Source organism: Limnofasciculus baicalensis BBK-W-15 (assembly GCF_024178385.1).
Taxonomy (GTDB): Bacteria; Cyanobacteriota; Cyanobacteriia; order Cyanobacteriales; family Coleofasciculaceae; genus Limnofasciculus; species Limnofasciculus baicalensis.
In genome coordinates, this window is sequence record NZ_JAMZMM010000162.1 from 1 (window position 1) to 13,437 (window position 13,437).

Below are 13,437 nucleotides of genomic sequence, written 5' to 3' on the forward strand. Positions count from 1 at the left end.
CATTGGCAGATACATAGAAAGCAAGATTGTACCCACCATACCCCCCAAAACAATAATCATGATTGGTTCCATAATACTAGTCAGAGACTTAACAGTTTGCTCCACTTCATCTTCATAGAAATCAGCAACCTTCATCAACATTGTGTCCAATTCACCTGTTTCTTCTCCCACACTAATCATCTGAATAGCTAAACCAGGAAAAACATTCTCTTTTTGTATGGCAATGCTAATCATCCCCCCTTGTTGAATCTCTTGCTTCGCACCCTCTACAGCGTTAGCAATCACTTGGTTTCCCGCTGTATTTTTAACTATATCTAATGAGTTGAGCAGGGGAACACCCGAACGAGTTAAAGTACCAAAAATCCGACAAAACCGTGCCACAGATGATTTTTCATTCAGCTCACCAAACAGGGGCATTTTTAATAAAAAGCCATCAATTTGCAACCTACCAATTGGTGTTTTGTAATACTGTTTAATGACAAAACTTGTAACAATGAAAAAGGCGACAGGAATCAAAGCTTTCCAGCTTCGGAGTATGGCACTCAACCAGAGCATAAATGATGTTAGAGCAGGTAATTCCCCTCCAATTTCTGTAAAAATACCCGCAAAAATTGGAATTAGAAAGATCGTCATGGCGAGAAAAACAAGAACCGCAAAACTGCCAACCACAATCGGGTAACTCATTGCTGATTTAATTTGGTTTTGCAGTCGAGCCATATCTTCCAGCAATTTAGCCAAACGGTTAAGTACCTCGTCAAGTACACCCCCAACCTCACCAGCTTCCACCATACTGATATAGAGAGTATCAAAGCAATCTGGATGTTTCCGCATTGACTCAGACAGAGTTGTTCCTTGCTGCACCTCTCCACTAATAGCTGTCACTGCTTTTTTTAGCTTGGGATTAGGACATTGATCTGATAAGATGCCAAGACACCGGACGATTGCCACACCAGCATTAACCATCACCGCAAATTGGCGTGAAAAAATCGCCTTATCTTTAACTGTTACCTTAGTAAATCTTTCGCTCAACCCTGCCAAACTAAAATCAAAGCTCATGGCTTTATCGATTTTACCTACAGCAGCATACTGATTTTGGAGAATAGAACGAGCCATTTCAATAGAAGTTGCATCGACTTTCTGTTTGGAGGTTTTGCCTCTATTATCACGAACTTGAGCAATAAAGGTAGCCATCGTTTTCCCCAGTAATTAAGGTAAAAAATTGAAATAAATATTAGATTTTGACTAATGGCTAATCGGTGGAACTAATCAACGATTAGCCATTAGCTCTAATCAACTAATAGGATTTGGAAATACCCACAGGATCAACTTGTTAACTTCCGCACCCTATCTCTATCTTGGTTGTTGGTTGTTAAAGACGAACAACAAATAACAAATAACCAACAACAAATAACCAACAACCAATCCTAAAAACGAGGTATATTTAACGTGTCTTCGCCGTCGCAGCAGCTTTAGCTCCTCCTGCCATAGCAGCAGGAGGCATACCACCACTACCTGCAAGAATACGCTGCAATTCATCTGGTTTAGAACTCTTAGAAACAGCCGCCTCAAATGAGATGACACCTTGCTTAACGAAATTGGCTAAAGATTGCTCCATAGTTTGCATTCCCAATTTCATCCCAGTTTGGATTGCCGAGTAAATTTGAGCTGCTTTTCCTTCTCGGATGAGGTTAGAAATAGCAGGTGTCACAATCATAATTTCCTGAGCCATTACCCGACCAAATTCACCAGGCTTGGGATTTTTTTTGGATACTAAAGTTTGACTAAAAACAGCCACCAATGAGTTAGACAACTGCGCCTGAATTTGGGGTTGTTGTTCTGGCGGGAACACATCTAGCATCCGGTTTACTGTTTGAGCGGCTGAACTAGTATGGAGCGTTCCCATAACTAAGTGACCTGTTTCTGCCGCAGAAATAGCTAGAGAAATAGTTTCTAAATCTCGCATTTCCCCCACTAATATTACGTCTGGATCTTCCCGCAGTGCTGCCTTCAAAGCATTGGCAAAACTTTTAGTATCCTCACCCTTTTGACGTTGATGAACTAAGCTTTTAATATTGGGAAATACATATTCAATCGGATCTTCAACTGTCAGAATATGCTCTGGTCGAGTTCGATTAACTAGATCGACCATTGCCGCCAAAGTAGTAGTTTTACCAGAACCAGTTGGTCCGGTAACCAAGACTAATCCCCTTGGTCGTTCGCTCATTTCTCGGACAATATCTGGCAAATTCAATTGGTCAAAATTAGGAATTTTAGAAGACAATGCCCGCAAACAAGCCGCATAGTAACCCCGCTCTTTATAGACATTGACCCGGAAGCGAGCCAATCCCTTCACACCATAAGAACAATCAAGTTCCCAGTTTTGCTCTAAATCTTTACGCTGGGTATTGTTAAGCATACTGAAAATGAGCTTCTGGCATTCTTGGGGAGTCAGGGGATCTTCACCAAAAGGTTGAAGTTTGCCACTGATGCGGAAATAGACAGGCGCACCCGCTTGGATGTGCATATCCGATCCTCCCATCTCGATCATCTGCTCCATCAAATCTTCAATCATCAATTCCATGGCATTATCTCCTTGTTGTTTGTTGTTTGTTGTTAGTCGTTGGTTGTTTGTTGTTTGTTGTTTGTTGTTGGCTGTTTGTTGTTGGTTGTTGGTCATTAAAAACAAATAACAAATAACAAACAACAAATAACAAATAACTCTAAAAACGAGGTGTCATGCAGTAAGGACAATCTAGCCACTCCTGCTGCAATTCCGCAGAGCAAGAGCTACAAGTGAGAGAAGTCTTCCGTTTCGCTTTCAATTCTGCCTCTAAGCCAGAATCTGTAAAAGTTACCCGCTCCACTTCCTCAAGGGTCGTATATCCTTCCTTAACCAGGTTTAAACTATAGGCTAACAAAGTTACCATCCCCTCTTCTACAGCCGCTTCCTTCAGCCTCTCAGAAGGAGCGCCTTGGTTAATTAAGGTGGCTAACCGTTCGGTGACGCGCATGACTTCATAGACACCCACCCTTCCCTTATAGCCAATACCATTACATTTTTGGCACAGTACGCCTTGGGATCTAGCTTCGTTGATTTTCTCAGGGGTCAAACTATTAGCCTTATAAAAGCTAATTTCCCCCTCATTAGAGGCTGACAGACCAAATCGAGCCAACTCAGCCGAACTTGGCTGGTAAGCAATGCGACACTCCGAACAAACCCGCCGCATTAAACGCTGTGCTAAAACACCAATGAGAGCGCCGGACACCATGAAGGGTTCCACACCCATTTCATCAAGGCGGGGAATTGATCCAGCCGCATCATTGGTATGGAGAGTGGTTAGCACTAAGTGACCTGTTAAAGCAGCTTCAATTGCTGTTTTTGCTGTTTCTTTATCCCGGGTTTCACCAACTAGAATGACATCGGGATCTTGCCGGAGGAACGATCGCAAAATCGAGGCAAAGTCCATCCCCTTGTCTCGCAATACTTGCACCTGAGTAATCCCTGGCAAGGAATACTCAATCGGATCTTCTGCGGTGGAGATATTTACTCCAGGGTCATTCCGTTCTGCCAGAATAGAATATAAGGTTGTAGATTTCCCAGAACCCGTTGGTCCTGTGACTAAGATCAGTCCAAAAGGACGAGCAGCCATATCCCTAACTATATTTAGGGTTTCTTGGTCACTTATTAACTTATCTAACCCTAGTTGAGTACTAGAGCTATCTAGGATACGCAAAACAATTTTCTCGCCATACCGACTGGGCAAGCTACTAACCCGAAAATCAATTTTCTTACCATTGAACATCCGCCGAATCCGACCATCTTGAGGAAGTCGCCGCTCGGCAATATCCAAATCTGACATAATTTTGAAACGAGCGGATACGGCTGGAGTAATTTTTTTGGGTAAGGGATCGAAAGCTTGGCGCAGCACCCCATCTTTGCGGAATCGAATCCGCAATGTTTCTTCTTGAGGTTCGACGTGGATGTCGGATACTCCTTCTTGCAAAGCTTTAGCCAGGATTTTGTTCACCAAGTTGATTACAGGTGCGCCTGCCGCATCACTTAAAGCATCACCCAAATCAGCTTCCCCTTCATCAGGGGCATCCGCTAAACCATCTAGACTATCTAAATTCGCCAAATCGGAATTGACATCAACTGATTTAGCCGCTTCCTGTTCCTTGGCGCGTGCTAATTGCTGATCGAGATACTCAGAAATTAACTGTTGATAGTCTTCTAGGGCTATCACCCTCCGGAGCAACCCAATATTCTGAGGTCGTAAAATCCGGTTTAGGTCATCTTGGGCATCCAGATTGTCAGGATCGACCATCGCCACCAAAACCGATGGGGGATCATCTGTCTTAGATAGCGGGACTAAGCGATAGCGACGACAGATATCAATTGGTAGCAGCGTATCAATTAATTGAGAGACATCGTTACTGGAAATATCGCTAAGTTCCGGATCTAGATACTCTACCCCGTAAAGAATTTTTAGTTCAAATAATTGTTGTTTCTTGTACTGACGCAGTAAGTCTGGTGGTAACTGACGCCCGGTCATCGATTCCAAGATCTCGATCAGTGGTCTCCCTGACTTGCGAGTTTCCATCAATGCCTGCTGCATCTGATCCGGGTCAACGTAACCTGACTGAATTAGTTTATTGCCGAAAGGGGAAAAATCGTTTCTGACAACCAGCGCACGTCGTTGTGATGAGGATTGAGTCATAGCGGTTTGAGTATATCTCCTTAAATTATCAAGTATTCCCAAAACTCAGGGATTTAATCGGATTTGAGAAGCCACCGGGCAACCATGTATATCCTGTAGTAGAATATCCATCTATCCATTATAGATTTTGAAACCTCTTCAATACGGCTACTGACCGCTTCTAAAAATTTAGGTAAACCTAGGAAAACTCAACGGTATAAGTTTCTTAAGCAATCTCTTAAGCGTACTGACGCTTAAGAGATGCCGAGGTTGGCCAGAAAATCCCAGTTAGAGACGGTAATTAATTCAATCCCTCTATTAGATTACCTTCACTGTCAATATAAGCCCAACCAATTGAGCCGGGGTTCAGGTCAATACCGATAGAACCATAATCGACACAACGCGATACCTGCTTAACTTTTTCCGGGGTAAAACTAACAGCAGCACACCAGGAACCTGACTTATAATAAAAGTGCCAAGTTTTGGCTCCTGTTGCTGGTAGGCGGTTAATATTTCTCTGGAAGTCTCCAAGCTTCGACTCGAGAAATTTACCAAATTTAGACTCTAAGCAAGCTGGAACTCTAAACTTAAGATGATCGCCATCCCATTGACAGACTTGATTTCCGTAAGATTCATCAGTCGAACCAACTATAAATACTTGATTCTTAGGGACATAAACCCGGAGTGGATTTGACTTTATCTTGGAGTATAAGCAATCAAAAACATTTCTAGCTGAGTTTTGCCGATGGCGTTTAACTCATCTATCGGTGTTGGGAGTGCTTTGCAGTACGTGAGAGTGGTCATAAAGCGCAATATTCTTTGAGACCTGACTTTATCTCTATATATTAACTCAGTTCGGACTAATTTAATGGCAGCCCTCAGTTTCCCAATCCCGTCAGGGTGTTTACACAGAAGGGACGGAGTTTTGTCTGGTTTGCTGTACTAATCTATCTCTCCACTGCAATACAGAGAATTTGCTAGTATAAGTCTCGGTAAATCTATGTATTTTGGCAACTGTTATCAACCCTCCTGACACTCCCGATCTGGGGACTTATTCAGATACTTCAGTAATCTCCTCAAGATCTGGATGGCATCAAGAGTAGCAAAAGTAGTGAGCTTGACTGTGTTAGCCTGTTGACGGGGTTAAATAGCTGAGGAAAAAAAAACTGTACAAAACTCCCTTAACCTAGACAAAACCTGCGCTCTAATGAGGTTATGTCTGGTTTAAGTCCCCAAGAAGCAGTATAGCTCTTAGATGTAACGGTCAAAACCTTGCACCGATGGGAGGCTAACGGTGAGAAACTGTAAGTTAAAATTTCCCCAGATCTAGACAAGGCATCTAGTGCTTTAGATGGCGATACTCTACCAACTTTCAAGACTAAATCAGATATCAAACCTGTATTTAGTGGCAAGCGTATTCAGCGCGGTTTATATTCAGACTGCCACGGGCAAAATAATAAATGCCGATACCAATGGCAGTCTGAATATAGCGCGTAAAGTAATCCCAAACTTTATGGATGGGATAAAGGGGTTGCTGTTTATCCCTGTAGTTTTAGGACTTTGGACTAAAATTACCAACTTAGATGTCTAGCCTTGGCAACCTTTGGGTAGCTTTGTCTAGGTTTCTTTGAGCGGGAGTCCCGACACTTCCATGTAAAACAGCAAGAAAATGTTAACAGTTGTTAGCTAGCATTTTTAAAGTGGTCAACGCGATCGCAATAATTACCAGTATCTCAACTAGAACGAGTGGATCATGAGCGACGAAGAAAAGCAGCCAGATAGCCCTTTAACACAGACAGATCAACCGATACCAGTCGAAGGAGACGACAGTGGTCTAGAATCGACTGTAACAGAGGTAGATTCAAAGGGAACCGATATTGAGTCTCAACAGGAAGATGAACTAAGCGCACAAGGAGCGACTGAAAAAGCGGTGACTGATGCAGGAGTTATGTCGGATATCGAAACAGCCGAAGGAGTAACGCCTGAAAGTTCAGGCGATGCGGATTTAGCGGCTATGTTAGGCTTGAAGGTAGCAAATCAAGCTCTGCAAGCTCAATTAGACGAGCTAAATCAGCAATTTGAGAGCCTCAAAATTCAATCGATGCGGATGGCAGCAGATTTTGACAATTTCCGCAAGCGTACCGCTAAAGAAAAAGAAGACCTGGAACATCTAGTGAAAGGGAACACCCTCAAGGAGTTACTACCTGTTGTGGATAACTTTGAAAGGGCGCGATCGCAGATCAAACCCCAAAATGATGGGGAAATGGGGATTCACAGAAGCTATCAGGGGGTTTACAAGCAGCTAGTAGACTCCCTCAAGCGTATCGGTGTGTCCCCCATGCGTGCTGAAGAGATGGAATTTGACCCCAATCTTCACGAAGCGGTGATGCGGGAGCCAACGGATCAATACCCAGAAGGGGTGGTGATCGAGCAACTCATGCGGGGGTATTTGTTAGGCGAACGGGTACTGCGCCACGCTATGGTCAAAGTTGCTGCGGCTCCGATGCCCGTGGTAACCTCAGAGGATGACACAAAAGAACCAGCATGAAAACCCGATAAAGCAACAGAGAAGAGATAATGATAAATGATAGATAAGAGCATTTGTCTATACTATTTTCATTGTCATTCTCTTAAAATTAACCAAAAAGTCAGTCGAAGGAAAGGTTGAACCAGCAATATTGCCAGATCGGGCAACTGGTTCACCTGAAATGAATGAAAACTTTATATACCTTTAGGCCGAAGCGCTATGGGAAAAGTCATTGGCATCGACCTCGGTACGACCAATAGTTGCGTAGCTGTGTTAGAAGGGGGTCAACCCATCGTTATTTCTAACTCGGAGGGAGGGCGTACCACTCCGAGTATGGTGGGATTTGGTAAGGGCGGCGAACGATTGGCAGGTCAACTGGCAAAGCGACAAGCCGTAACCAATGCCGAGAATACGGTATACAGCATTAAGCGCTTTATCGGACGACGGTGGGATGACACAGTAGAAGAGCGATCGCGGGTTCCTTACAATTGTGTTAAGGGTCGCGATGATACCGTTGATGTTCAGATTCGAGGGAAAAATTACACTCCCCAAGAAGTATCAGCAATGATCCTGCAAAAGCTCAAAGCTGATGCAGAAAATTTTCTTGGTGAACCTGTAGAGCAAGCAGTAATCACAGTTCCAGCTTACTTTACAGATGCCCAACGGCAAGCAACCAAGGATGCAGGGACGATCGCGGGATTAGAAGTCCTGCGGATTATTAATGAGCCAACTGCCGCCGCCCTAGCCTACGGTTTAGATAAACAAGACCAAGAGCAGCAAATCCTCGTATTTGACTTAGGCGGCGGCACCTTTGACGTATCGGTACTCCAACTGGGAGATGGCGTTTTTGAAGTTAAAGCAACATCCGGTAATAATCACCTAGGAGGCGATGACTTCGATAATGTCATCGTTCGCTGGATGATCAAAAACTTCAAGGAACAAGAGGGGATCGACCTAGGATCAGATAAAATGGCCTTGCAGCGCTTGCGAGAAGGAGCAGAAAAAGCCAAAATTGAACTCTCTAGTGTTGGCTCCACCACGATCAACCTGCCGTTCATTACAGCCGATGAAACAGGTCCCAAACATCTGGAAACGGAACTCTCACGAGCGAAGTTTGAAGAACTAGCCAGTCACATGATTGAAGGGACGATTGAACCAGTCAAACAGGCACTCAAAGACTGTGAACTGAAGCCCGATGACATTGATAAAATTCTCCTAGTTGGCGGTTCCACTCGTATCCCCGCCGTCCAAACAGCCATCAGTAAGTTTTTTGGTGGCAGAACCCCTGACAAGTCGGTGAACCCAGATGAAGCAGTAGCCTTGGGAGCAGCGATTCAGGGCGGGGTATTGGGCGGTGAAGTAGAAGACTTACTCCTTTTGGATGTAACCCCCCTATCCCTGGGGATCGAAACACTAGGCGAAGTCTTCACAAAAATTATTGAACGGAACACCACGATTCCCACTAGTAAGTCCCAAATCTTTTCTACGGCTACCGACGGACAAACCTCAGTGGAAATCCATGTCTTGCAGGGTGAGCGAGCCATGGCAAAAGACAACAAGAGCCTGGGGAAATTCCTACTTGCCGGGATTCCCCCAGCTCCCCGTGGTGTCCCTCAAATTGAAGTCTCTTTTGACATCGATGTCAACGGGATTCTCAAAGTCGCAGCCGCAGACAAAGGGACAGGTAGAGAGCAAGGCATCCGCATTACTAACACAGGAGGATTAAGTACCGCAGAAGTGGAACGGATGCGGCAAGAAGCAGAAAAATTTGCAGAAGAAGACCGCCGTCGCATTCAGTTGGTTGAATTGAGAAACCAAGCAGATAGCCTATTCTACAGCTATGAAACAACGATAAATGATAACCCCAACCTAATTCGCGAAGATCTGAAAGTTCAGGGAGAACAGAAAAAGAAACTGTTACAACTAGCTCTTGCTAATCCATCTATTACAATCGAGGAAGTAAAACAAAAACTGGAGGATTTCCAGCAGACGCTCTTTGCAATTGGTGCGGCTGTCTATCAGCAAGCAGCTCCCGATTCAGATCCAGATGAGGTCACAGATGCGACCGAAGAGGTATCCCCAACGGTCGCATTTAGTTCCGATATGGAGTCCGGAGAGCGAGAAGAAGGCGACTTGATTCTGAATTTTGATGATGAGACAGTCACCGCTGACTACGAGACAGTTGACTAGGGATTGTCATGGAAGTCGGAAGTCAGAAGTAAGTAACAATCCTGACTTCTGAATCCTAAAATCCTCAATTCCGGAACGACTTTGGTAAATCAGGTAGCGATATCCTGGTTTTTTAAGCCAAAATGTATAGAGATGTCATGTGCATGCTTCCTAACAAGCCATTTGAACATTGCACTAGGCAAAACATAACTGATTTATCAGGATGGCAGAATAGGCCAATCAGATCTGGCTCAAATGAGCCAGATCCGATCAAACAAACAAGACTTGTACAGTTCTGTATCGCTAGGATACAGTTTCTCACCCTTAACGTAACCAAACTCTCCCGCAGTGCTCTATGCCTGATTACTATGAAATTCTAGGTGTCTCCCGCGACACTGATAAAGAGGAACTAAAGCGTGCTTACCGTCGCCTTGCCCGGAAGTATCACCCAGATGTGAATAAGGAAGCAGGTGCAGAAGAACGTTTCAAAGAAATTAATCGAGCATACGAAGTCCTGTCGGAACCAGAAGTCAGGGCGCGATACGATCGCTTTGGGGAAGCGGGTGTCAGTGGCGCAGGTGCAGGGGCAGGCTTCTCGGATTTTGGCGACATGGGTTTTGCCGATATCTTTGAAAGTTTCTTCGGTGGCTTTGCAGGTAGTCAGGGAACGCGAACACAAACTCGCTCTCGCGGTCCAGCTAGAGGTGATGACCTGCGACTGGATTTAAAATTGGAATTTCGGGAAGCTATATTTGGCGGCGAAAAGGAAATTCGCATTCCCCATCTAGAACACTGTAATGTTTGTAATGGGATCGGGGCAAAGCCAGGAACTAGACCTCGCACTTGTCCGACATGCAGCGGTACTGGTCAAGTTCGTCGCGCTACTCGTACTCCTTTTGGTAGTTTTACTCAAGTTTCAACCTGTCCGACATGTAATGGCGAAGGACAGGTGATTGACGATAAATGCGATAATTGTGGTGGCGCAGGTCGCAAACAAGAAACTAAAAAGCTGAAAATTACGATTCCACCGGGAGTGGATAATGGTACTAGGCTGCGGGTTTCTAAAGAGGGTGATTCGGGATTGCGCGGTGGTCCTCCTGGTGACTTATATGTCTATTTGTTTGTTGAGGAAGATGCTGAGTTTCATCGGGATGGAATTAATATTCTCTCGGAGTTGAAGATTAGCTATTTACAAGCAATTTTGGGCTGTCGTCTGGAAGTTGATACTGTAGATGGTGGTGTGGAGTTAAAGATTCCTTCAGGTACTCAACCAGGTACTGTATTGACTTTGGAAAATCACGGCGTACCTAAATTAGGGAATGCGGTAAGTCGCGGAGATCATCTAATTACGATTTTGATTGATATCCCTGTCCGCGTTAGTCCAGAGGAACGAGAACTTCTGGAGAAGCTGGCGAAGCTAAAAGGCGATCGCACTGGTAAAGGTGGTATAGAAGATTTCTTAGGAGGGCTATTTCGCGGATGAGTAACCCATCTTTCACGACGATCGACCAAACTCCTGATGCCCAGCTAGATTTGCGGGGTACACCTTGTCCAATTAACTTTGTCCGGACTAAACTCCGTCTGGAACAAATGACTCCAGGTACATTATTAGAGGTATGGCTCGATCCTGGAGAGCCAATTGAACAAGTCCCAGATAGTTTGGCGATGGCGGGTTACCCGATTGAAGCTATTGAAGATTGCACTAACTACTTTTCCCTAAAAGTACGTTGTCCCGCATGAGTGGGAAACAAACCGAGTTCGACAAATCAGAATTCTCCACACCATTAGTGGGGATAGTTATCGCGGTTCAAGCTAACTTCTATCAGGTTCGGCTAGATTTGGAGGTTGAAGATGGCTCTAAAATAGATCGAGCTGGTGAGTTAGGAGGGACTGACCCAAACGGATCGGAGGGGGATTCAATTGAGGTGATTGGTGAGGCGGAGAAATTGTCGCCCCAACTAGCCCCTACAGAGACTCAAAACGGACTTCGTCCCGCTTCGCTAACAAAACTCAAAACTCAAAACTCAAACCTAAAAACTCAAAACTCAAAACTCAAAACTCTCCTATGTACCCGCCGCAGTAGGCTGAAAAAAATTGGTCAACGGGTGATGGTGGGCGATCGCGTTTTAGTTGAAGAACCAGATTGGGCTGGAGGACGCGGTGCGATCGCAGATGTTCTCCACCGCAAAACTCAACTGGATCGTCCCCCTATCGCTAATGTAGAGCAAATTATCGTGGTTTTTGCGATGGCGGAACCTACTTTAGATCCTTACCAACTTAGTCGATTTTTAGTTAAGGCAGAATCCACTGGTTTAAAGGTTGGGTTATGCTTGAATAAAAGTGATTTAGTTACCATAGAACAACAACAGAATTGGCAGAAACGTCTGGGAGAATGGGGCTATCAACCAATATTTATTAGTGTTTATAATAATATAGGTTTAAGAGAATTTAGCGATAGATTAAACCACAAAATTACTGTACTTGCAGGTCTTTCTGGGGTAGGGAAATCTAGTTTAATTAATCAACTAGCACCAGAAAATAATCTCCGGGTGGGAGAAGTAACAGGAAAATTAGGACGGGGACGACATACGACAAGACATGTGGAATTGTTTGAATTTACCAATGGTAGTTTATTAGCAGATACTCCAGGATTCAATCAACCTGATTTGGATTGTAATCCAGGAGATTTAGTTAATTATTTCCCAGAAGCACGTCAGCGATTAGCTGAAGGTAACTGTCAATTTAATGATTGTTTACATCAGGATGAGCCAAATTGTGCAGTCCGAGGAGATTGGGAACGTTATCAGCATTATCTGGACTTTTTGGCGGAGGCAATCGCACGTCAAGAGAAATTGAACGATAGAGGAGATCCAGAATCAACTTTGAAGGCGAAAAATAAAGGAAAAGGGGAAACCAAATACGAGCCGAAGCTGCAAAGTAATAAATATCGGCGTACTTCTCGTCGGAGTCAACACCAAGAACTTGAGGGATTATATCAGGAAGAAGGAAGAAGGATGAATGATGAATGATGAAGGTTGAAGGTTTAAGCTTGAAGGATTGAGGCTTTCAAGGATACTATTGGTGATAAATGTAGAAAGTGGAAAGATGAGGCAGAGCCTCTAGATAGTGTTCCTAGTCGGAGACTAGGAAACGAGGGACACAAACAAATTTCAGGAAGGCGGAATTGGTTTGTGTAGCTGCGAAATTCGTTTAAGTCGCCTCGTTTTTGACAATTTTCAATATCTTAACCTAACTCTATTCTCAATTCCCGCAGCATTCGACTACTTCCGTCATCAATGGCTTTTTGCACCAGTTTAGGAATCATTTCCATAATCGGTAAATCTGGAAAAACAAGACCGACAGATGATTCAAGATATTCCCCATTTTGGAGAAGATAAATCCTCAAATTGCGATTTCGATAAATCCACACTTCCGGAACACCCAACGCCTTGTAAGCATCCAACGTAGTCTTTGAAGTTACATCAGATTCAATAGCAAGATCCGGAGGTGGATAAATATCCAAATCCATATCAGTACAACCTCTAACCAGACTAGCATTCTGAATGTAAAAACAAGTATCGGGTTCAACTCCAGCAATTTGTGGGCGTTTCAAAGTAGTCGAACCAAAATCATCCCAATCCCGTTGTTGGAAATCGAGAATGGCTTTAACAATATCAGCAATAATGCGATGGGGACGTATGCCCTTCGGGCAAGCTTCGCTAACATGAATTGCCAAAGGAGACATAATTTCCAGAGTACCTCGGTAGTAAGCTATGCGAGTATTGCGTTGTTCTCCCAATTCAGCGATAATTTCTTCAAAATCCTGCCAAGACAGGTTATGAATACTGATCATACTACCCGGAGTAACTTCGATGGCACGAATGGGAATAGTAATAGTCATTGGTTTGACTCCATTAATTACTCAGACAGCTTCTTTAAGAGTAGCCTAAATAATAAATTATTAGAAATATCTACCAAATGCGATCGCAAAAATTACCACCAACCAATCTCCTTATTTCCCCTCTTTGCGTACCTTTGCGATTA

9 protein-coding genes and 1 pseudogene are annotated in these 13,437 nt (G+C 44.0%); 5 read left to right on the forward strand and 5 right to left on the reverse strand.

The genetic code is table 11. From position 1 onward, the window contains the following. The 4 genes and pseudogenes from NJ959_RS16285 to NJ959_RS30725 all read right to left on the reverse strand — a co-directional run. Window positions 1–1,191 (reverse strand): type II secretion system F family protein (locus NJ959_RS16285; protein WP_254012791.1); only part of this gene is annotated, 1,191 nt, incomplete at its 3' end. Window positions 1,192–1,441: 250 nt separating this feature from the next. Beyond that, complete coding sequence (locus tag NJ959_RS16290) at window positions 1,442–2,581, reverse strand: type IV pilus twitching motility protein PilT (protein WP_254012799.1); 1,140 nt, start codon at window positions 2,579–2,581, stop codon at window positions 1,442–1,444. A 139-nt stretch (window positions 2,582–2,720) separates the two neighbouring features. Then, complete coding sequence (locus NJ959_RS16295) at window positions 2,721–4,718, reverse strand: GspE/PulE family protein (protein ID WP_254012792.1); 1,998 nt, start codon at window positions 4,716–4,718, stop codon at window positions 2,721–2,723. Between the two features lie 298 nt (window positions 4,719–5,016). Further along, window positions 5,017–5,382: pseudogene (locus tag NJ959_RS30725) on the reverse strand (hypothetical protein); the annotation flags it as partial. Between the two features lie 1,068 nt (window positions 5,383–6,450). Between NJ959_RS30725 and grpE the strand changes: the two are divergent. From grpE to rsgA, 5 genes are all read left to right on the forward strand, one after another. Then, on the forward strand, window positions 6,451–7,245 hold the full coding sequence (gene grpE / locus NJ959_RS16300; protein WP_254012793.1) for a nucleotide exchange factor GrpE: 795 nt from the start codon (window positions 6,451–6,453) through the stop codon (window positions 7,243–7,245). A 198-nt stretch (window positions 7,246–7,443) separates the two neighbouring features. Then, window positions 7,444–9,414: a molecular chaperone DnaK gene (gene dnaK / locus NJ959_RS16305; RefSeq protein WP_254012794.1), complete on the forward strand. Its 1,971-nt coding sequence runs from the start codon at window positions 7,444–7,446 to the stop codon at window positions 9,412–9,414. A gap of 334 nt (window positions 9,415–9,748) precedes the next feature. Then, on the forward strand, window positions 9,749–10,876 hold the full coding sequence (gene dnaJ / locus NJ959_RS16310; protein WP_254012795.1) for a molecular chaperone DnaJ: 1,128 nt from the start codon (window positions 9,749–9,751) through the stop codon (window positions 10,874–10,876). Beyond that, the gene (locus tag NJ959_RS16315) at window positions 10,873–11,133 is read left to right on the forward strand and encodes a sulfurtransferase TusA family protein (RefSeq protein ID WP_254012796.1); all 261 of its coding nucleotides are present in this window, start codon (window positions 10,873–10,875) and stop codon (window positions 11,131–11,133) included. The genes dnaJ and NJ959_RS16315 overlap by 4 nt, the downstream gene beginning before the upstream one ends. Then, complete coding sequence (gene rsgA / locus NJ959_RS16320; protein ID WP_254012797.1) at window positions 11,130–12,422, forward strand: small ribosomal subunit biogenesis GTPase RsgA; 1,293 nt, start codon at window positions 11,130–11,132, stop codon at window positions 12,420–12,422. The genes NJ959_RS16315 and rsgA overlap by 4 nt, the downstream gene beginning before the upstream one ends. Window positions 12,423–12,637: 215 nt before the next feature. Here rsgA and NJ959_RS16325 read toward each other — a convergent pair whose 3' ends face one another. Then, on the reverse strand, window positions 12,638–13,294 hold the full coding sequence (locus NJ959_RS16325) for a Uma2 family endonuclease (RefSeq protein WP_254012798.1): 657 nt from the start codon (window positions 13,292–13,294) through the stop codon (window positions 12,638–12,640). Between the last annotated feature and the right edge of the window lie 143 nt (window positions 13,295–13,437).